General features: G+C 73.4%; 14 protein-coding genes, 1 tRNA gene and 1 pseudogene. 13 read left to right on the forward strand and 3 right to left on the reverse strand.

Annotated features, from left to right (window positions below):
* Positions 1–12: 12 nt before the first annotated feature.
* The 3 genes and pseudogenes from gltB (at position 13) to pyk (ending at position 7,632) form a co-directional block, all read left to right on the forward strand.
* Positions 13–4,592 (forward strand): annotated as a pseudogene (gltB, locus tag ACOJUI_RS07515) (glutamate synthase large subunit).
* Positions 4,585–6,063: a glutamate synthase subunit beta gene (locus ACOJUI_RS07520; RefSeq protein ID WP_422117439.1), complete on the forward strand. Its 1,479-nt coding sequence runs from the start codon at positions 4,585–4,587 to the stop codon at positions 6,061–6,063. Before gltB ends, ACOJUI_RS07520 begins: the two are co-directional and overlap by 8 nt.
* Positions 6,064–6,162: 99 nt before the next feature.
* Positions 6,163–7,632, forward strand: a complete 1,470-nt coding sequence (pyk, locus tag ACOJUI_RS07525) for a pyruvate kinase (RefSeq protein ID WP_422117440.1) — start codon at positions 6,163–6,165, stop codon at positions 7,630–7,632.
* 85 nt (positions 7,633–7,717) lie between these two features.
* Here the strand turns inward: pyk and ACOJUI_RS07530 are convergent.
* Positions 7,718–7,800: transfer RNA gene (locus tag ACOJUI_RS07530), tRNA-Leu, on the reverse strand.
* Positions 7,801–7,909: 109 nt separating this feature from the next.
* Between ACOJUI_RS07530 and ACOJUI_RS07535 the strand changes: the two genes are divergently transcribed.
* Positions 7,910–8,560: an ANTAR domain-containing response regulator gene (locus ACOJUI_RS07535; RefSeq protein ID WP_422117441.1), complete on the forward strand. Its 651-nt coding sequence runs from the start codon at positions 7,910–7,912 to the stop codon at positions 8,558–8,560.
* Between the two features lie 48 nt (positions 8,561–8,608).
* Positions 8,609–9,982 carry an ABC transporter substrate-binding protein gene (locus ACOJUI_RS07540; protein ID WP_422117442.1) on the forward strand — a complete coding sequence of 458 codons (1,374 nt, stop codon included), beginning with the start codon at positions 8,609–8,611 and terminating at the stop codon, positions 9,980–9,982.
* Between the two features lie 13 nt (positions 9,983–9,995).
* On the opposite strand, the gene ACOJUI_RS07545 is transcribed toward ACOJUI_RS07540, so the two are convergent.
* The gene (locus tag ACOJUI_RS07545) at positions 9,996–10,475 is read right to left on the reverse strand and encodes a PaaI family thioesterase (RefSeq protein ID WP_422117443.1); all 480 of its coding nucleotides are present in this window, start codon (positions 10,473–10,475) and stop codon (positions 9,996–9,998) included.
* A 65-nt stretch (positions 10,476–10,540) separates the two neighbouring features.
* Between ACOJUI_RS07545 and polA the strand changes: the two genes are divergently transcribed.
* From polA to aroD, 7 genes are all read left to right on the forward strand, one after another.
* Positions 10,541–13,231 (forward strand): DNA polymerase I, encoded by a 2,691-nt coding sequence (gene polA / locus ACOJUI_RS07550; RefSeq protein ID WP_422117444.1) that lies wholly within the window; start codon positions 10,541–10,543, stop codon positions 13,229–13,231.
* Between the two features lie 255 nt (positions 13,232–13,486).
* Positions 13,487–14,980: a 30S ribosomal protein S1 gene (gene rpsA / locus ACOJUI_RS07555; RefSeq protein WP_422117445.1), complete on the forward strand. Its 1,494-nt coding sequence runs from the start codon at positions 13,487–13,489 to the stop codon at positions 14,978–14,980.
* 115 nt (positions 14,981–15,095) lie between these two features.
* Positions 15,096–15,926, forward strand: a complete 831-nt coding sequence (locus ACOJUI_RS07560; protein ID WP_422117446.1) for an HAD-IIA family hydrolase — start codon at positions 15,096–15,098, stop codon at positions 15,924–15,926.
* Between the two features lie 84 nt (positions 15,927–16,010).
* On the forward strand, positions 16,011–17,261 hold the full coding sequence (aroC, locus tag ACOJUI_RS07565) for a chorismate synthase (protein ID WP_422117447.1): 1,251 nt from the start codon (positions 16,011–16,013) through the stop codon (positions 17,259–17,261).
* Positions 17,258–17,800 carry a shikimate kinase gene (locus ACOJUI_RS07570; RefSeq protein ID WP_422117448.1) on the forward strand — a complete coding sequence of 181 codons (543 nt, stop codon included), beginning with the start codon at positions 17,258–17,260 and terminating at the stop codon, positions 17,798–17,800. Before aroC ends, ACOJUI_RS07570 begins: the two co-directional genes overlap by 4 nt.
* Positions 17,797–18,879, forward strand: a complete 1,083-nt coding sequence (gene aroB, locus ACOJUI_RS07575; protein ID WP_422117449.1) for a 3-dehydroquinate synthase — start codon at positions 17,797–17,799, stop codon at positions 18,877–18,879. Before ACOJUI_RS07570 ends, aroB begins: the two co-directional genes overlap by 4 nt.
* A 7-nt stretch (positions 18,880–18,886) precedes the next feature.
* Complete coding sequence (gene aroD, locus ACOJUI_RS07580) at positions 18,887–19,690, forward strand: type I 3-dehydroquinate dehydratase (RefSeq protein WP_422117450.1); 804 nt, start codon at positions 18,887–18,889, stop codon at positions 19,688–19,690.
* A 7-nt stretch (positions 19,691–19,697) separates the two neighbouring features.
* Here the strand turns inward: aroD and ACOJUI_RS07585 are convergent, their stop codons facing one another.
* A complete protein-coding gene (locus ACOJUI_RS07585) occupies positions 19,698–20,690 on the reverse strand; it encodes a trimeric intracellular cation channel family protein (RefSeq protein WP_422117451.1) in 993 nt (330 codons plus the stop codon).
* On the opposite strand from ACOJUI_RS07585, the gene coaE reads away from it, so the two are divergent.
* Complete coding sequence (gene coaE / locus ACOJUI_RS07590) at positions 20,689–21,303, forward strand: dephospho-CoA kinase (protein WP_422117452.1); 615 nt, start codon at positions 20,689–20,691, stop codon at positions 21,301–21,303. The two genes, ACOJUI_RS07585 and coaE, sit on opposite strands and share 2 nt — an antisense overlap.
* Positions 21,304–21,326 lie beyond the last annotated feature (23 nt).

A 21,326-nucleotide genomic window follows, 5' to 3' on the forward strand; every position in this document is an offset into this window, starting at 1 on the left:
GGGCTTCGCCCCATGCTCCCCCTCAGCTCCCGTTTCTCCGCCCTCCCCGCCGCGCAGGGGCTCTACCGCCCCCAGAGCGAGGTGGACTCCTGCGGCGTGGCCATGATCGCCACCCTGCGCGGCCGCCCCGGCCACGACATCGTCGAGCATGCGCTGACGGCGCTGCGCAACCTCGAGCACCGCGGCGCGGTCGGCGCCGAGGAGGCCACCGGCGACGGCACCGGCATCATGGTGCAGCTGCCCGACGCCTTCCTGCGCGCGGTCAGCGGCCTCGAGCTGCCGCCGCCGGGCTCCTACGTCGCCGGCATCGCCTTCGTCCCGCGCGAGGCCGCGGGCCGCGCCGAGGTGCTCGAGGCCCTCGAGCGGATCGCCGCCGAGGAGGGCCTGGCGCTGCTGGGCACCCGCGACGTGCCGGTCACCGACGGGCTCGTCGGCCCCTCCGCCGAGGAGGTCCGGCCCGACGTCGTCCACGTGTTCCTGGCCGACGCCGCCGCACAGCGCAGCGGCCTCGACCTCGAGCGGGCCGCCTTCGCGGTGCGGCGCCGCGTCGAGCACACCACCAGCGGGTACTTCCCCTCGCTGTCGACCCGGACCATGGTCTACAAGGGCATGCTCACCCCCGCCCAGCTCGACGAGTTCTACCCCGACCTGCGCGATCCCCGCTTCGCCTCCGAGCTCGCGATCGTCCACTCCCGCTTCTCGACCAACACCTTCCCGGCCTGGCCGCTGGCCCACCCCTTCCGCACCCTCGCCCACAACGGCGAGATCAACACCGTGATCGGCAACCGCAACCGCCTGCTCGCCGCCGAGGGCTCCATGCGCACCGACGCCTTCGGGGAGGACTTCGCCCGCCTGCTGCCGGTGGGCACCCCGGGCGGCTCCGACTCCTCCGGGCTCGACGAGGTGCTCGAGCTGCTCCACCTCGCCGGCCGCTCGCTCCCGCACGCGCTGATGATGCTGATCCCGGAGCCCTGGGAGAGCGACGCCTCGATGGATGCCGAGCTGCGGGCCTTCTACGAGTTCCACGCCGCGATGCAGGAGCCCTGGGACGGCCCCGCCGCGGTCGTCTTCACCGACGGCACCCAGGTGGGGGCCCGGCTCGACCGCAACGGACTGCGCCCCCTGCGGTACTGGGTCACCGAGGACGACCTGGTGGTGCTCGGCTCGGAGACGGGCCTGATCGACCTGCCCCGCAGCGCGGTGGTGCGCACCGGGAGGATCGCGCCCGGGGAGATCTTCCTGGTCGACCTGGCCCGCGGGGAGATCGTCCCCAGCCACGAGGTCAAGCACGCGATCGCCACCGAGCACCCCTACGGGACCTGGGTGCGCGAGCAGAAGGTGCAGCTGCGCGACCTGCCCGAGCGCGAGCACATCCTCCACTCCCGCTCCTCGGTGCTGCGCCGCCAGCAGACCTTCGGCTACACCGAGGAGGAGCTGCGGGTGCTGCTGGCCCCGATGGCCGCCAAGGGCGCCGAACCGCTCGGCGCGATGGGCACCGACACCCCGATCGCGGTGCTCTCGGACCGCCCGCGGCTGCTGTTCGACTACTTCACGCAGATGTTCGCCCAGGTCACCAACCCGCCCCTGGACGCCCTGCGGGAGGAGATCGTCACCTCCCTGGGGGTGAGCATCGGCCGCTCCCGGAACCTGCTGGACGCGACCCCGCAGCACGCCCGCCAGCTCGCCCTGGACTTCCCGATCATCGACAACGACGAGCTGGCCAAGATCCTGGCCGTGGACGCGAACCCCGCCACCGCCGACTTCCACACCGTGCGCCTGCGCGGGCTGTACCCGGTCGCCGGCGGCACCGCCGCCCTCGAGGCCCGGCTGCAGGAGATCTGCGAGGAGGCCGGCGCCGCGATCGACGACGGCGCCACCTTCCTGGTGCTCTCGGACCGCGACACCAACCAGGTGCTCGCCCCGATCCCCTCGCTGCTGCTGACCAGCGCCGTCCAGCACCACCTGGTGCGCACCGGCCGCCGCACCGCCGCCGCGCTGGTGGTGGAGGCCGGGGACGTGCGCGAGGTGCACCACGCCGCGCTGCTGATCGGCTACGGGGCCAGCGCCATCAATCCCTACCTGGCCATGGAGAGCGTCGAGGAGCTCGTCGCCCGCGGCGTGGTCAGCGACCTCAGCCCCGCGCAGGCCGTCAGCAACCTGCTGGTCGCGCTCGGCAAGGGGGTGCTGAAGATCATGTCGAAGATGGGCATCGCCACCGTCGCCTCCTACCGCGGGGCGCAGGTCTTCGAGGCCGTGGGCCTGTCCCAGGAGCTCGTGGATCGCTGGTTCCCCGGCACCATCAGCCGCATCGGCGGCATCGACCTGGACGTGATCGCCGCCGAGACCGCCGCCCGCCACGCCCTGGCCCATCCGGTGGACGGGGTCCGCCCCCGCACCGCGGGCTGCCCGTCGGCGGGGAGTACCAGTGGCGCCGCGAGGGCGAGCCGCACCTGTTCACCCCCGAGACCGTCTTCCGCCTCCAGCACTCCACCCGGCACCGCCAGTACGACGAGTTCCGGCGCTACACCGACGCGGTGGACGAGCAGCAGGCGCACCTGATGACCCTGCGCGGGCTGCTGCAGCTGCGCACCGGCGAGCGCGAGCCGGTGCCGCTGGCGGAGGTCGAGCCGGTCGAGGCGATCACCCGTCGCTTCATGACCGGGGCGATGAGCTACGGCTCGATCTCGCAGGAGGCCCACGAGACCCTCGCCATCGCCATGAACCGCCTGGGCGGGATGTCCAACAGCGGGGAGGGCGGCGAGGACCCCGAGCGCCTGCGCGATCCGCAGCGACGCAGCGCGATCAAGCAGATCGCCTCCGGCCGCTTCGGCGTGACCAGCGAGTACCTCACCTTCGCCAAGGACATCCAGATCAAGATCGCCCAGGGCGCCAAGCCCGGCGAGGGCGGTCAGCTCCCGCCGGAGAAGGTGTACCCCTGGATCGCCCGCACCCGGCACTCCACCCCGGGGATCGGGCTGATCTCCCCGCCGCCGCACCACGACATCTACTCGATCGAGGACCTGGCCCAGCTGATCCACGACGCCAAGAGCGCGAACCCGGCGGCGCGGATCCACGTCAAGCTGGTCTCCCGCTTCGGGGTGGGCACGGTCGCCGCGGGCGTCTCCAAGGCCCATGCCGACGTGGTGCTGATCTCCGGGCACGACGGCGGCACCGGGGCCAGCCCGCTGAACTCCCTCAAGCACGCCGGCACCCCCTGGGAGCTGGGCCTGGCCGAGACCCAGCAGACGCTGCTGCTGAACGGGCTGCGCGACCGGATCACGGTGCAGGTCGACGGGCAGATGAAGACGGGCCGCGACGTGGTCATCGCGGCGCTGCTGGGCGCCGAGGAGTACGGCTTCGCCTCGGCGCCGCTGGTGGTCTCCGGCTGCGTCATGATGCGCGTGTGCCACCTGGACACCTGCCCGGTGGGCGTGGCGACCCAGAACCCCGAGCTGCGGGCCCGCTTCACCGGCAGCGCCGACCACGTGGTGACGTTCTTCCAGTTCGTCGCCGAGCAGGTGCGCGAGCACCTCGCCGCGCTGGGGCTGCGGTCCCTCGACGAGGCCGTCGGCCGCACCGACCTGCTGGGGCTGCGCCAGGACCCGGCGGCGCGCTCCGCGCTCGGGGCCGCCAAGCAGGACGGCCTGGACCTGGCCGCGATCCTGGCCAGCCCGCAGGTGCGCCCGGGCGACCATCCGCGCCGCCGGCGCGGGCAGGAGCACCACCTCGACCGGGCCCCGGACCACCCCTGGATCGCCGCGGCCGGGGCCGTGATCGACGGCCGGGCGCCGGCGGTGCGGATCACCGACACGGTGCGCAACACCCAGCGCAGCGCCGGCACCCTGCTCGGCCACGAGGTCACCCGCCGCACCGCCGGCGCGGGCCTGGCCGAGGACGCGATCGTGCTGGACCTCGAGGGCACCGGCGGGCAGTCCTTCGGGGCGTTCCTGCCGCGCGGGATCAGCCTGCACCTGACCGGTGACGCCAACGACTACGTCGGCAAGGGGCTCTCGGGCGGCATCATCGCCGTCGGCCACGGCTCCGGCACCGCCCCGTCGGTGGCCTCCGACCCGATCGCGGGCAACACCTGCGCCTACGGCGCGACCAGCGGCCGACTGCTGCTGGCCGGCGCCGCGGGGGAGCGGTTCGGGGTGCGCAACTCCGGGGCCACCCTGGTGGTCGAGGGCATCGGCGACCACGGCGCCGAGTACATGACCGGCGGCGCGATCCTCGTGCTCGGCCCCACCGGTCGCAACCTCGGCGCGGGCATGAGCGGCGGCACCCTGTTCGTGCTCGACCTCGACCCCTCCGCGCTGAACCCCAAGGACGCCGCCGGCTTCGCGATCACCCCGGTGCGCGAGGAGCATCGCGGCTTCGTGCTCGAGATGCTGCGCGACCACGCCACCCGGACCGGCTCCGACCGGGCCCGGGCCCTGCTGGCCGACGAGGAGGAGCTGCTGGGTCGGCTGACCCAGATCGCCCCGCAGGCCTTCCTGACGATCACCGGGATCCGCGAGAACGCGCTGGCCCAGGGGATCGACCCCGATGCGAACGATGTCTGGAACGAGATCATGGAGGCCACTCATGGCTGATCCCCGCGGATTCCTGCGCTACCGCGACCGCGAGCTGCCGCAGCGGCGGCCGGTGCCGGTGCGCCTGATGGACTGGCGCGAGGTCTACGAGGCCCGCGAGCAGGGCACCCTGAACGTGGTGTCCCGGCAGGCCGGGCGCTGCATGAACTGCGGCATCCCCTTCTGCCACCAGGGCTGCCCGCTGGGCAACCTGATCCCCGAGTGGAACGACCTGGTCTACCGCGACGACTGGCACGAGGCGATCGAGCGCCTGCACGCGACCAACAACTTCCCGGAGTTCACCGGGCGGGCCTGCCCCGCGCCCTGCGAGTCCAGCTGCGTGCTCGGCATCAACCAGCCGCCGGTGACGATCAAGAACGTCGAGGTCTCGATCATCGACCGGGCCTTCGAGGAGGGCTGGGTGGTGCCCGTCGAGGCCACCCGCCAGACCGGGCGGGCCGTCGCGGTGATCGGCTCCGGCCCCGCCGGACTGGCCGCCGCCCAGCAGCTGACCCGGGCCGGCCACTCGGTGGTGGTGCTCGAGCGGGACGACCGCCTGGGCGGGCTGCTGCGCTACGGGATCCCCGAGTTCAAGCTCGAGAAGCGCCATGTGGACCGGCGCCTGGAGCAGATGCGCGCCGAGGGCACCCGCTTCCGCACCGGCGTCGACGTGGGCGGGCAGGGCGAGGGCGCGCTGGGCGTGGCGGAGCTGCGCTCCCGCTTCGACGCCGTGGTGCTCGCCACCGGCGCCTCCACCCCGCGCGAGCTGCCCGTGCCCGGCCGGGAGGCGAGCGGCATCCACCCGGCGATGGAGTACCTCACCCAGGCCAACCGCCTGGTGGAGGGGGACCACCTGGCGGCGCCGATCAGCGCCGCGGGCAAGGACGTGGTGATCATCGGCGGCGGCGACACCGGCGCCGACTGCCTGGGCACCGCCCTGCGCCAGGGCGCCCGCTCGGTGACCACCCTGGCCATCGGCACCCAGCCCCCCGCGGAGCGGGACGAGAGCCAGCCCTGGCCCACCCACCCGGTGCTGTTCGAGGTCTCCACCGCCCACGAGGAGGGCGGCGAGCGCTCCTACCTCGCCTCCACCACCGGCTTCGAGGTGGACGAGCAGGGCGCCGTCACCGGGCTGCGGGTCGCCCGCACCAGCTTCCGGGACGGTGCCCGGGTGCCGACCCCCGGCACCGAGACCGTGCTGCCGGCCACCCTGGTGCTGATCGCGATGGGCTTCACCGGCGCCGCGCAGGAGGGCCTGCTGAGCGAGCTGGGCGCGGAGGTCACCGGGCGCGGCACCATCGTGCACGACCGGAACTGGGAGACCACCGTCCCCGGGGTGTTCACCGCGGGCGACTGCGCCCGGGGCCAGAGCCTGATCGTGTGGGCGATCGCCGAGGGGCGCTCCTGCGCCGCGGCGGTGGATCGGCACCTGATGGGCACCACCGCCCTGCCCGCGCCCGTCGCGCCCGCCGAGAAGCCCGTCACAGTATGAAACACTGGGGGCACACACGCGACGCCGCGGCCCTCGGGCGCCATCGCGCGCAGTCCTCGAGAGGGCCGCGGCCCTCACTAGAACTACAGATGGGTTGACATGCGCAAAGCGAAGATCGTCTGCACGCTCGGTCCGGCGACCGACTCCTACGAACAGATCCGGACCCTGATCGAGGCCGGCATGAACGTGGCGCGGATGAATCTCAGCCACGGCACCTACGACGACCACGAGCAGGTGTACGCCAACATCCGCCGGGCGGCCGAGGACCTGGGCCGCAACGTCGCCGTGCTGGTCGACCTGCAGGGCCCCAAGATCCGGCTCGGCAAGTTCGCGGACGGACCGCACCACCTCGAGGTCGGTGACAGCTTCACCATCACCACCGAGGACATCATCGGCACCAAGGAGCGGGTCTCGACCACGTTCAAGGGGCTCCCGGGCGACTGCCGTCCCGGCGACGTGCTGCTGATCGACGACGGCAAGGTCTCGATCCGCGTCACCGACGTCACCGAGACCGACGTCACCACCATCGTCGAGGTCCCCGGACCGGTCTCGAACTCCAAGGGCATCAACCTCCCGGGCGTGGCCGTCTCCGTCCCCGCCATGAGCGAGAAGGACATCGCGGACCTGCGCTGGGGCCTGGCCCTCGGCGCCGACATGATCGCCCTGTCCTTCGTGCGCGACGCCCACGACATGGACGGCGTGCTGCGGATCATGCAGGAGGAGGGCCGCCGCGTCCCGGTCATCGCGAAGATCGAGAAGCCGCAGGCCGTCCGCGCGCTGCGCTCCATCGTCGGCGCCTTCGACGGCATCATGGTCGCCCGCGGCGACCTCGGCGTCGAGATGCCCCTCGAGCAGGTCCCGCTGGTGCAGAAGCGCGCCATCGAGCTCGCCCGCCGCAACGCCAAGCCCGTGATCGTCGCCACCCAGGTGCTCGAGTCGATGATCACCAGCCCGCGGCCCACCCGCGCCGAGGCCTCCGACTGCGCCAACGCGATCCTCGACGGCGCCGACGCGGTCATGCTCTCGGGCGAGACCAGCGTGGGCGCGTACCCCTTCGAGGCGGTCCGCACCATGGCCCGCATCATCACCAACACGGAGGAGAACGGCGCCGACCGCATCCTGCCGCTGGGCACCATCCCGCACACCCGCGGCGGCGCCATCACCCGCGCGGCCGCCGAGATCGGCGACCAGCTCTCCGCGCAGTACCTGGTGACCTTCACCGAGTCCGGCGACACCGCGCGGCGCCTGTCGCGGCTGCGGCCCACGATCCCCCTGCTGGCCATGACCCCGTACCCCGAGGTCGCCCGCCAGCTGGCCCTGACCTGGGGCATCGAGGCGCACCTGGTGCCGATGCAGAAGGACTCCGACGCGATGGTCGGGGTGGCCGACGAGCTGCTGCGCGAGCAGAAGGGCCTGCAGAAGAACGACCTGGTCGTCATCGCCGCCGGTTCCCCTCCCGGAGTCCACGGCTCGACCAACACGCTGCGGGTCCACCGCATCGGCGACCTCGACGGCACCGAGTCCGCCCGCATCGAGGTGGACCGCATCGCGGCCGGCCCCCCGGCCTGAGAAGTCCCCTCGACGCAGCACGGCGCCCGCGGCCACAGGCCGTCGGGCGCCGTTCCCGTCAGGGGCCGCGCGAGCGCGGCTGCGGTACCGGGTGCGGGACTCGAACCCGCACGCCCTCACGGACAGCGCATTTTGAGTGCGCCGCGTCTACCATTCCGCCAACCCGGCTCGCCCTCGGCGAGCGAGGGCTGGACTAGGATACCGCTGATGACCACCGGCCTCGGCCGCGCGGGTGCACCGCACCCGCGCCCAGGCCCGAGACGAAACACAGGGCTCCATGACTGACGACACCATCCCCTTCCCCGACGACGACCAGGACGACACCCGGCACGGCGAGGAGGTCGCGCGCCGCACCGCCGTGGTGGCCGAGGACGAGAGCCTCATCCGCATGGACATCGTCGAAACCCTCACCGAGGCCGGCTTCGACGTGGTCGCGGCCGTCGGCGACGGCGAGAGCGCCGTCGAGAAGGCCCGCGAGCTGCGGCCCGACGTCGTGGTGATGGACGTGAAGATGCCGCAGACCGACGGCGTCACCGCCGCCGAGCGGATCGGCGAGGAGAGCCTCGCGCCCGTGGTCATGCTCACCGCCTTCTCCCAGACCGAGCTCGTCGAGCGGGCCCGGGACGCGGGCGCCATGGCCTACGTGGTCAAGCCCTTCACCCCCGCGGACCTGCTGCCCGCGATCGAGATCGCGATCTCCCGCTACACGCAGATCACCCAGCTCGAGGCCGAGATCCAGGACCTCGGCGAGCGCTTCGAGACCCGCAAGCGGGTCGATCGCGCCAAGGGCCTGCTGCAGACCAACATGGGGCTGTCCGAGCCCGAGGCGTTCCGCTGGATCCAGAAGACCTCGATGGACCGCCGGCTGACCATGCGCGAGGTCGCCGACGCCGTCGTCGACCAGCTGGGCGGCGGCGGCAAGGACTGACCGGCAGGCGGTGGCGGGCCGCCGGCGGCGGAGGGGAGCAGCAGGGCGATGGCCATCTCGCGGCGCACGCTGATGCAGGGGCTCGGGGCGGGGGTCCTCGGCGCCGGGGCGCTGAGCGCCTGCGGCGAGGTCCCGCTGCGCCGCGGCCGCGGCCGCCCCGCGACCACCACCGCCCCCACCGCTGGTGCCCTCACCGAGCCGGACACCCCGCTGGTGATCGGGCAGATCGGCGCCGCCTACGGCCGGATGGCCCGCTTCGAGCAGGCCATCGCCGTCTCCCTCGAGGAGGCGCGGATCGACGTCAACGCCCGCTGGGAGGGCGTGTTCGGCCACGAGGTGCAGCTCCTCGAGCGCCATGTGATGCAGGCTCCCGGCGAGGACCTCACCGGCGTCGTCCGCACCCTGGCCGAGGCGGGCGCCACCTGCGTGATCACCTCGATCGACGAGGAGTCGCTGATCGCGGCGATGCCCGCGCTGGTCGAGGCGCAGCTGGCGGTGATCGACGTGTTCACCTCCGCCATGTCGCTGCGCTCCGCCGAGGTCGCCACCGCCAACCTGCTGCTGCGGCTGGCCCCCAACGACCGCACCCTGGCCGCGCAGCTGGCCGAGATCGCCCTGGCCAGCACCTCGGACCGGGCGGGACCCGCCGGCACCGTCGCCTACCTCTCCGAGGACACCGCCCAGGGCCGCGGCCTGCACCACGAGCTCGAACAGGTCCTCCACCCCCGCAGCGGCGCGGTCGTCTCCGCCCAGTTCTACCCGGTGGGTGACTTCGGGGACGTCGCCGCCCGGGTCGCGGCGGTGCTGGAGCACCCGCCGGCGCTGCTGGTCTTCAACGGGGGCGCCGAGGCCGCGCCCTTCCTCTCGGCGCTGCGCCTCGCCACCCTCGACGAGGGGCAGCGCCCCACCGTCGAGTTCCCCAAGCGGCTCGCCCCGGCAGCCGTCATCGACTACGCGCAGGAGCCGGTCGCGCCGGACCTCGCCCCGAAGTGCCTGGTCGGCGCCACCGGCTACGAGCCCGGCGGCGAGATCACGATCGACCACGAGAACATGATGCTGAACCGCAGCGCGGAGTTCCTGCAGCGCGGCTACGCCTACTCCCAGCACGGCTACGACGCCGTCACCATGGCCTGCCTCGCGGCGCAGCACGCGCTCTCGGTCGAGGGCACGGCGCTCGCGGCGGCGCTGCCCCAGATCCTCACCGGCGCCGAGGAGTGCACGGACTTCGCGACCTGCCGGGGCATCATGCGCACCGCCCTGCAGGCCGAGGACCGCGCCACCGTGGCCTACACCGGACGGCTGGGCGGCCTCGAGCTGGGCGCCCAGTCCGATGCGCGCCTCGGGCAGGTGCGGGAGTACACCTGGTCCGAGGCCCAGGTGCTGCAGCCCGCCACCGTGACCGGCTTCGAGGCGCCCGCCTGAGCCCCGGCCCTGCTCAGCGGGGCGGCAGCAGCATGGCCTCGACGGTGACGGTGCTCAGCAGCATCCCCGCCTCGTCATGGACGTCGACCAGGTAGCTGGCGACCTGCCGTCCCGCGTGGCGGGCGACGGCGGTGGCGGTGACCAGGCCGGTGCGGGCCGAGCGATGGTGCAGCGCGGACACGGAGGTGCCGACCGCCTGCGCCCCCTCGCCGTGCACCTCGCGGGCGCGCAGGATCGCCGCGAAGGAGGCGATCGACTCCGCCAGCGCGATGGTCGCGCCGCCGTGCAGCAGTCCGGCCGGCTGCGTGTTGCCCGCCACCGGCATGCTCATGGTGCCGCCGCCGGCGTCCAGGGTCAGCAGCTCCATCCCGCAGCGCTCCATCAGCGTCCCGTCCAGCAGCGGGGCGAAGTGAGCCCGCAGCTCCGCGCTGAGGGCGGGGGCGGCCGCTGCGGCGGCGGTCGGCTCGGCAGGGGAGGGGTGCGCGGCGCTCATGCAGCGAGCGTGCCATACGCCCGCCCGGCGCGCCGCCGTCGGCCCGACGTGGGAGACTGCTCGCCATGAGTGCGAACGTGACCGATGCCCAGCGCCTCCTCCTGATCGACGGCCACGCGATGGCCTTCCGGGCCTTCTTCGCGCTGCCCGCCGACGGGTTCAGCGACGGCCGGGGCCAGGCGACCAACGCCGTCTACGGCTTCACCCGGATGCTCATCAACGTCGTCGCCTCCGAACGGCCCACCCATGTGGCCGTCGCCTTCGACCTGCCCGGCGGCACCTTCCGCGACCGCATCTTCGACCAGTACAAGGGCGGCCGCGACGAGACCCCGCCCCAGTTCGCCGGCCAGATCGAGCTGATCATGCAGGTCCTCGACGCGCTCGGGGTGCGCTGGCTGACGGTCGAGGACTACGAGGCCGACGACATCGTCGCCACCCTCGCCACCCGCGCCGCCGCCGCCGGCCAGGAGGCGCTGATCGTCACCAGCGACCGCGACTCGATCCAGCTGGTCGGCGAGCACGTCACCCTGCTGCAGCCGATCAAGGGCGTCACCGAGATGCGCCGCCTGACCCCGGCGGCCGTCGAGGAGAAGTACGGCATCCCCCCCGAGCGCTACCCCGATCTCGCCGCCCTGGTGGGCGAGGCCGCCGACAACCTCCCCGGGGTGCCCGGGGTGGGCCCCAAGACCGCCGCCAAGTGGATCATCCAGTACGGCGACCTGCCCGGGGTGATCGCCCACGCCGACGAGATCAAGGGCAAGGCCGGGGCGTCGCTGCGCGACCACCTCGCGGACGTCGAGCGCAACCGCCTGATGAACGCCGCCTTCACCGAGCTGGACCTGCCCACCGATCCCGAGCACTACGCCCTGGGCCGCGGGGACTCCGCAGCCCTCAGCGCCGTGTTCGACGAGCTCGCCTTCGGCCCCACCATCCGGGGCGACGTCCCCGCGGACTTCCTCGCCCCCGGCGACGCCGCGCCCCCGGCGCCCCAGCGCGAGCTGCCCCCGCTGCAGCGCCCGGACTCCGCCGAGCTGCCCGGCCTGCTGCGCTCCGCCTTCCCCGCCGAGGCGGCGCTGGCCGCCGACGGCAGCTGGGAGCTGGGCCAGGGGGAGCTGCGCCACCTGGCGCTGGCCACCGACGCCGCGCGGGCGCTGATCACCCTGTCCGAGCTCGACGACACCGCCGAACGCGCCCTGGCCGACTGGCTCGCCGACCCCGCGATCGCCAAGACCGCCCACGAGACCAAGCTGCTGGCCCATCAGCTGCGCGGGGCCGGGCTGCCCGTCGCCGGCTGGCGCACCGACCTCGCGATCGCCGAGTTCCTCTGCCGCCCCGACCAGCGCCCCACCGACCTGGCGGGGCTGGCCCTGCGGCACCTGCAGGAGGACCTCTCCGCCCAGCCCGCGAGCACCCAGCAGGAGCTGGACCTCGGGGAGGGCCCCGATGCGGGCGAGCAGCTGGGCCGGGCCGCGGAGGCGGTGCTGCGCCTGGAGCAGGTGCTGCGCACCGAGCTCGAGGACCGCGGCGCCGCCCCCCTGCACGACGACCTCGAGCTGCCGCTGTCGGTGGTGATCGGCGAGATGGAGGCCACCGGGATCGCGGTCGCCGACGAGATCCTGGCCGGGCTCGACGCCGAGCACGAGCAGCGCCAGAGCGCGGTGGCCGACTCCGCCTTCTCCCACCTCGGCGGGGACCGCATCAACCTGGGCTCGCCCAAGCAGCTCCAGGAGGTGCTCTACGAGCGGCTCGCCCTGCCCAAGGGCCGCCGCACCAAGACCGGCTACAGCACCAATGCCGAGACCCTCGCCGACCTCTTCGAGAAGACCCAGCACCCCTTCCTGGCCGATCTGCTGGCCCACCGCGACGTGACCAAGATGCGCCAGATCATCGACACGCTGCGCCGGTTCATCTCGCCGGAGGGCCGGATCCACACCACCTTCCACCAGAACATCGCCGCCACCGGGCGCCTCTCCTCGAACAACCCCAATCTGCAGAACATCCCCACCCGCACCGAGGAGGGCCGGAGGATCCGCTCGGCCTTCCGCGCCAGTGACGGCTTCGCCGCCCTGATGACCGCGGACTACTCGCAGATCGAGATGCGGATCATGGCGCACCTCTCCAAGGACGCGGGACTGATCGAGGCCTTCCGCTCCGGGGAGGACCTGCACCGCTTCGTCGCCTCCCGGGTCTTCGACGTGGAGCCCGAGGACGTCGACGGCGCCATGCGCTCGAAGACCAAGGCGGTCAGCTACGGCCTGGCCTACGGACTCAGCGCCTTCGGCCTGGCCCGGCAGCTGCGGATCTCCCAGGCCGAGGCGACCGCCCTGCGCGACGGCTACTTCGAGCGCTTCGGCGGGGTGCGGGACTACCTGCGGGCGAGCGTGGAGACCGCCCGCTCCACCGGGTACACCGAGACGATCCTGGGCCGGCGGCGCTACCTGCCGGACCTCACCTCCGACAACCGTCAGCGCCGGGAGAACGCCGAGCGGGTGGCGCTGAACTCCCCGATCCAGGGCAGCGCCGCCGACATCATCAAGCTCGCCATGCTCTCCGTCGACCGGCTGCTGCGGGAGCGGGAGCTGCGCAGCCGGGTGCTGCTGCAGGTCCATGACGAGCTGGTGCTCGACGTCGCCCCCGGCGAGGAGGACGCGCTGCGGGAGCTGGTCGCCGAGGGGATGGGCTCGGCCTACGAGCTGTCCGTCCCGCTCGAGGTGGGCATCGGGGTGGGTCCGAACTGGCTCGAGGCCGCGCACTGAGCCGGACCGGGCGGCGGGACCGCGGCGCCGCGGGACCGCCGCCCGGGAGGGATGTCACATCCCCGCCGTCGGCGGCCCGCGCCTGCGCCCTCGCGGATCCGCCACCGGGCTGTTAGGCTCCTGTAGGTCTGTGCGCGAGCCGGCTCGTCGTGGTCACCACGGCGGCAGCGGTCCGGGCGCCGATCGGCCTCCACGGTGGGGCCTGCACGTCCACCGACCCTACTCATTCCCTGTCCCGACGGAGTTCCTACCTACATGACCGAGACCACGACCCCCCAGATCGCCATCAACGACATCGGTGATGCCGACGAACTCATGGCAGCCATCGATGCGACCATCAAGTACTTCAACGATGGCGACATCGTCGAGGGAACCGTGGTGAAGGTCGATCACGACGAGGTCCTCCTGGACATCGGCTACAAGACCGAGGGCGTCATCCCCTCGCGCGAGCTGTCCATCAAGCACGATGTCGACCCCGGCGAGGTCGTCGAGGTCGGCGACGAGATCGAGGCCCTGGTCCTCCAGAAGGAGGACAAGGAAGGCCGTCTGATCCTGTCCAAGAAGCGCGCCCAGTACGAGCGCGCCTGGGGCACCATCGAGCAGATCAAGGAAGACGAGGGCGTCGTCACCGGCCGCGTCATCGAGGTCGTCAAGGGCGGCCTCATCGTCGACATCGGTCTGCGCGGCTTCCTGCCCGCCTCTCTCGTCGAGATGCGCCGCGTGCGCGACCTGCAGCCGTACGTCGGCCAGGAGATCGAGGCGAAGATCATCGAGCTCGACAAGAACCGCAACAACGTGGTCCTCTCGCGCCGTGCCTACCTGGAGGAGACCCAGTCCGCGGTCCGCTCCGACTTCCTGCAGACCCTGCAGAAGGGCCAGGTCCGCGAGGGCGCCGTGTCCTCCATCGTCAACTTCGGCGCGTTCGTCGATCTCGGCGGTGTCGACGGTCTGGTGCACGTCTCCGAGCTGTCCTGGAAGCACATCGACCACCCCTCCGAGGTCGTCGAGGTCGGTCAGAAGGTCAGCGTCCAGGTGCTCGACGTGGACATGGACCGCGAGCGCGTCTCCCTGTCGCTGAAGGCGACCCAGGAGGACCCGTGGCAGCTGTTCGCCCGCACCCACGCCATCGGCGAGGTCGTCCCGGGCAAGGTCACCAAGCTGGTCCCCTTCGGTGCGTTCGTGCGCGTCGAGGACGGCATCGAGGGCCTGGTGCACATCTCCGAGCTGGCCCAGCGCCACGTGGACCTGCCCGAGCAGGTCGTCACGGTCGACCAGGAGGCCTTCGTCAAGGTCATCGACATCGACCTCGAGCGTCGCCGGATCTCGCTGTCCCTCAAGCAGGCCAACGAGGGTGTCGACCCCGAGGGCGACGACACCACCTTCGACCCGGCCCTGTACGGCATGGCGGCGGACTACGACGCCAAGGGCGAGTACAAGTACCCCGAGGGCTTCGACCCGGAGACCAACGAGTGGCTCGAGGGCTACGAGACCCAGCGCGAGGAGTGGGAGGCCCAGTACGCGGCCGCCTACGAGCGCTGGACCGCTCACAAGGCGCAGGTCGCCGAGGCCATCCGGGCCGACGAGGAGTCCGCGAACGCTCCGGCGGCCGCGACCACCACCTCCTCGACCCCGGCCTCGGACTCCGGCTCCTCGGACCAGTCCTCCTACCAGTCGAGCTCCTCGGACGAGGGCACCCTGGCCTCCGACGAGGCCCTGGCCGCCCTGCGCGCCAAGCTCACCGGCAACTGATCCGCGGATCGTTCCGGTGAACGGCCCGGTCCCCGCACCGCGGGGGCCGGGCCGTTCCCGTTCCCGCCCACCGAGCGTGCGCGCCGCCGCGCCCCGGGGAGGGCACACTGGGGGCATGACCACCGTGCTCGACGACCACCCGATCCACTCCTGGCTCACCGACATGGACGGCGTGCTGGTCCACGAGGACCGGGCGCTGCCCGGGGCGGCGGACTTCATCGCCGCCCTGCAGCAGTTCGGACGCCCCTTCCTGGTGCTCACCAACAACTCGATCTTCACCCCGCGGGACCTGCGGGCGCGCCTGTCCCGCAGCGGCATCGACCTGCCCGAGGCGTCGATCTGGACCAGCGCCCTGGCCACCGCGCGCTTCCTGGCCGAGCAGCAGCCCGGCGCCGCGGCGTACGTGATCGGGGAGGCCGGGCTCACCAGCGCCATGCACGAGGAGGGGTTCATCCTCGCCGACACCGATGTCGAGTTCGTGGTGCTGGGGGAGACCCGCACCTACTCCTTCGAGGCCCTCACCCGCGCCATCCGCCTGATCGACCAGGGCGCGAAGTTCATCGCCACCAACCCGGACGTCACCGGTCCCAGCGCGCAGGGCCCGCTGCCCGCCACCGGGGCGGTGGCCGCGATGATCACCGCCGCCACCGGGATCCAGCCCTACTACGTCGGCAAGCCGAACCCGCTGATGATGCGCACCGCGCTGAACCGCCTGGGCGCCCACTCCGAGACCTCGGTGATGATCGGTGACCGGATGGACACCGATGTGAAGTCGGGGCTCGAGGCCGGGATGCGCTCGGTGCTGGTGCTGACCGGCTCCACCCGCGAGGAGGACATCGCCCAGTACCCGTACCGGCCGACCGCCGTGCTGAACGGCATCGCGGACGTCGTCCCGCTGGTCGAGGAGCTGATGCCGCTGACCTCCGTCGAGCTCGGCGAGGACTGACGCCCGCCCCGCCTCCCGCGCGGCGCCCCGCCACCGCCCGGACGCCCGCTCCCGCCCCCAGCCCCCCATGAGAGGATCGGGGACATGTTGCGCTGGCTCACCGCCGGGGAATCCCACGGCCCCTCCCTCATCTCCCTGCTCGACGGCGTCCCCGCCGGCATCGAGCTGACCAGTGACGACCTGCGGGCCGCGCTGGCGCGCCGTCGGCTCGGGCACGGCCGCGGCAGCCGCCAGAAGTTCGAGCAGGACGTGGTCACCGTCCACGGCGGCCTGCGCCACGGCCGCACCCTCGGCTCCCCGGTCGCGATCGAGATCGCGAACTCGGAGTGGCCCAAGTGGGAGAAGGTCATGAGCGCCGACCCGGTCGCGCGGGAGGACCTGCTGGTCGACGCCGGCACCGGCGACGAGCGCGAGATCGCCCGCAACCGCCCCCTGACCCGGCCGCGGCCCGGGCACGCCGACCTCTCCGGGATGCTGAAGTACGGCTTCGAGGACGCCCGGCCGGTGCTCGAGCGCGCGAGCGCCCGCGAGACCGCCGCCCGGGTGGTCGCCGGCCGCGTCGCCGCCGCCCTGCTGGAGCAGGCCGCCGGCATCCGTCTGGTCTCCCACACCCTCTCCGTCGGCGCCGTGCGCGTGCCCGACGCCGCCGCGCTGCCCGCCCCCGGCGACGAGGAGCTGCTGGATGCCGATCCGCTGCGCTGCTTCGATCCGGTCACCTCCGCCGCGATGGTCGCGGAGGTCGACGCCGCGAAGGCCGACGGCGACACCCTCGGCGGCGTGGTCGAGGTGCTCGCCTACGGTGTCCCGGTGGGCCTGGGCTCCCACGTCCAGTGGGACCGCCGCCTGGACGGCCGGCTGGCCCAGGCGATCATGTCGATCCAGGCCATGAAGGGCGTCGAGATCGGGGACGGCTTCGCGACCGCCGCCCGCCGCGGCTCCGCCGCCCATGACGAGATCCTCGCCGCCGCGCAGAGCAGCGGCACCGCCGACATCCCCCGCGCGAGCAACCGCGCCGGCGGCATCGAGGGCGGCATCAGCAACGGCCAGGTGATCCGCGTGCGCGGCGCCCTGAAGCCGATCTCGACGGTGCCGCGGGCCCTGCGCACCATCGACGTCGCCAGCGGCGAGCAGACCACCGCCAACCACCAGCGCTCCGACACCTGCGCGGTGGCGCCGGCGGCGGTGATCGCCGAGGCCGTGGTCGCGCTGGCCCTGGCCGACGCCCTGCTGGAGAAGACCGGCGGCGACAGCATCGAGGAGATCCGCGCCCACCTCGCCGGCACCGACGCCCTGCAGTCCCGGATCGTCGGGCAGGACCCGGGCTCGGCCTCGTGAGCGGCCCGGCCGTCATCCTGCTCGGTCTGATGGGGGCGGGCAAGACGAGCGTCGGCCGCGCTCTCGCGACCCGGCTGGACCTGCCCTTCAGCGACCTGGACGCGATGATCGTCGAGCGGGCCGGCTGCGCGATCCCGGAGATCTTCGAGGCCGAGGGGGAGGCGGGCTTCCGCGCCCTCGAGGCCGAGGTGCTCGCCGACGCCCTGGGAAGCACCGAGGGCGTGCTCGCCCTCGGCGGGGGCGCCGCCATGACCCCCGCCAGCCGCGCGCTGCTGCAGGGACGACCGATCGTGCTGCTCGAGATCGACGAGGCGCTGGCCACCACCCGGCTGGGCGGCGGCAGCGGCCGTCCCATGCTGCGCGGCGAGGACCCGATGGTCCGCTGGCGGCAGCTGGCCGCGCAGCGCGAGCCCGTCTACCGGGAGCTGGCCCGGTGGCGGGTCCGCTCCGGGCCCGGCAGCGCCGCGGCCGTGGCCCGCACCATCACCGATCTGCTGGGCCAGGAGCTCCTGGTCCCCGACGAGGAGGAGAGAGCATGAGCACCACCGTGATCCCCGTGACCACCCCGACCGGAGGGTACGAGGTGCACATCGGCCGGGGCCTGCTCGGCGAGCTCCCCGCCCTCCTGCCCGAGCGCGCCCGCCGGGTGATGATCATCCACCAGCCCAGCCTGCGCGAGGTCGCCGAGCAGATCCGCTCGGCGATCGCCGCCACCGACCGCCAGGCCTTCGCCGCCGAGATCCCCGACGGCGAGGAGGCCAAGACCGCGCAGGTCGCCGGTTTCCTGTGGGGAGTGTGCGGGCAGGCCGAGATCGGCCGGGGCGACCTGGTGATCGGCCTCGGCGGCGGCGCCGCCACCGACGTGGCCGGCTTCGTCGCCGCCTCCTGGCTGCGCGGCGTGGACGTGCTGCAGGTCCCCACCACGGTCGCCGCGATGGTCGATGCGGCCGTCGGCGGGAAGACCGGCATCAACACCTCCGAGGGCAAGAACCTGGTGGGTGCCTTCCACCCGCCCCTGGCCGTGGTCGCGGACCTCGACGTGCTCGCGGGCCTGGGAGCGCACGACGTGGCCGCGGGCCTCGCCGAGGCGGTCAAGGCCGGCTTCATCGAGGACACCGCGATCCTCGAGCTGGTCGAGCAGGATGCGGCCGCGGTGCTCGACATCGCCTCCGCCGCCTTCCGCGAGGTCGTCGAACGGGCGATCCGGGTCAAGGCCCGGGTGGTCTCCGCGGACCTGCGCGAGTCGGGCGAGCGGGAGATCCTCAACTACGGCCACACCCTGGCCCATGCGATCGAGCGCAACGAGCGCTTCCAGTGGCGCCATGGCGCCGCGGTCGCCGTCGGCATGATGTTCGCCGCCGAGCTGTCCCACCTGGCGGGCAAGCTCTCCGAGGAGGAGGTCGACCGCCACCGCTCGATCCTGAGGTCGCTCGGCCTGCCGGTGACCTACCGTGATCGGCAGTGGCCGAAGCTCGAGGACGCCATGAAGCGTGACAAGAAGACCCGCGCCGGGCTGCTGCGCTTCGTGGTCCTGGACCGCATCGGCAGCGTCTCCCGGCTCGAGGGCCCGGACCCGGCCCTGCTGCTCGCGGCCTACGCCGCCATCACCGAGGAATGAGGCACCGATGACCCAGGAGTTCCCCCGGACCGCCACCGTGCGCGGCATCGAGCTGGGCAGGGCCCGGCCCGAGATCATCGTGCCGCTGGTGGGCGAGGACGAGGAGGCCGTGCTCGCCCAGGCCCAGGCCGCCGCCGCCTCGCCCGCCCGCCTGGTGGAGTGGAGGCTGGACCGCTTCCGTCCCGACCTGCGCGGAGCGGAGGCGCATCGCGAAGCGGCGCTCGCGACCCTGATCCCGCTGCGCGGCCGTCTGGGCGCGGACCGCGGACTGCTGGTCACCTTCCGCACCCCCGCCGAGGGCGGCCAGCGCCCGATCGAGGACCGCGACCTGGGCCGGCTGCTGGAGGCCCTGGTCACCGCGCACCGGGCCGGCGCCCAGTCCCCGGTGGACCTGATGGACATCGAGACCGCCCGCAGCCCCGAGGTCGTCGAGCGCGTGATCGGGACCGCGCACGGCCACGGCGTGGTCGTCGTCGGCTCCTTCCACGACATGGCGGGCACCCCCGAGGTGGACGCGATGGTGGAGATGCTGCGCGGTCAGCGCCGGCTGGGGGCCGATGTCCCCAAGATCGCCGTCACCCCGCACGACGGTCACGACGTGCTGCGGCTGCTCTCGGCCAGCCTCACCGTCGAGGCCGACCGCGTCGGGCCGCACATCGCGATCAGCATGGGAGCGCTGGGGGCGGTCAGCCGGGTCGCCGGGGAGGCCTTCGGCAGCGCCGCGACCTTCGCCACCGTCGGGGAGGCCTCCGCGCCCGGTCAGCTCGCCGCGCAGGACGTGGCGCGGATGCTGGAGCTGCTGCGCCCCTGAGGCGAGCTCAGGACCCCGGGCGGGCGCTGCCCCCCTCGCCCTCGGCCCAGGGGGAGACCTCCTCGTCCGCGACCGGGGCCTGCTCCTGGTGGAAGGCGCGCTCGAGGTAGTCCTGGGCGCTGGCGTCGAGGCGGACGGTGTCCTCGGAGAGGTCGTCGACGTCGGCATCGACCACGGGGATCGCCCCGGTCCGCGCCGCCACCCGCCCGCGCTCGTCGCGGCGGGTGCGGCGCACCAGCTGCTTGAGCTGGGAGGCGGACATCGTCACCTGCCACTCGCCATGCGCCGGCAGCGTCCAGCGCCGCCAGGCGGCGACCCCCGCCAGCAGGGAGCCGAGGGCGACCGCCACCAGCACCGTCGGCGCCGGCAGGCCCAGGGCGAAGACCAGCCAGGTCAGGATCGCGGTCACCAGCGCGCCGGTGGCGTACAGCGGGCCGCCGCCGAAGATGGCCGGGATCCGCCCCACCAGCACGTCGCGGATCACCCCGCCGCCCACCGCGCTGGTGACCCCCAGCATGATCGCCGGCAGCACGTCGAGCCCGTAGCCGAGGGACTTCGCGGTCCCGGTCGCGGCCCACAGCCCCATCGCGGCGATGTCCAGCACCGTCACCACCCGCCGCCACCAGGGGACATCGGTGGTCACGAGGAAGGACACCACCGAGCCCGCCAGCGCGCAGCCCAGGTACCAGGGCCCGGAGAACGCGGCCGGGGTCCCGTAGTCGAGGATCAGGTCCCGGACGATCCCGCCGCCCAGACCGGCGGCGATCCCGATGAAGGCGAAGCCGACGGCATCGAAGTCCAGGCGCGAGGCCAGCGCCCCCGCCGCGACGCCCATCACGAAGACCCCCAGCAGGTCCAGCACCCGCAGGAGGTCGTTGGAGACGAGCAGCTCTAAGGGATCCACACCGGCACCGTAGTCCCGCCGGGCCGCCGCGGACAGCTGCGAGGCGGCGCGGACGCGGCGCGGGGCCGGCCGGGCGCCGCGTACGCTCTGGCCCATGACCAGCCCCTCGACCCCCGTGCGTCTCGGCCTGACCGGCGGCATCGGCTCCGGCAAGTCCACCGTCGCGGCGATCTGGCGCGCCGCGGGCCACCGGGTGATCGACCTCGACGCCCACTCCCGGGCGGTGCTGGATGTGCCCGGGGACGGGCTCGAGGAGGCCATCGCCCGCTTCGGCGAGCGGTTCCGCGCCCCCGGCGGCACCGCGGACAGGGCGGCCCTGGCCCGCCTGGTGTTCTCCGACCCGCGGGCCCGGGCCGACCTCGAGCGGATCGTGCTGGCCCGGGTCGAGCAGGCCGTGGCCGCCGAGGAGCAGGAGGCGGCCGCGGCGGGGGAGCGCCTGGTGATCCATGACAGCCCGCTGCTGCTGGAGCAGCACCGGGACGGCGACTACCGCGCGGTCGTGGCGGTGCTCGCCCGTCGCGAGGACCGCATCGCCCGGGTGATGCGCGACCGCGGGAAGGACCGCGCCTACGTCGAGTCGATCATGGCCGTCCAGGTCACCGACCTCGAGCGGATCCGCCGCGCGGACCACCTGGTGCTGAACACCGCCGGGCGGGACGTGCTCGCCGAGCGGGCGCGGCGGGCGCTGGTTGCGCTGAGCGCAGACTGACGTCTCCCTCACTGCGCGCTGTG

This window comes from Brachybacterium sp. UNK5269 (assembly GCF_049266655.1).
Lineage (GTDB): Bacteria > Actinomycetota > Actinomycetes > Actinomycetales > Dermabacteraceae > Brachybacterium.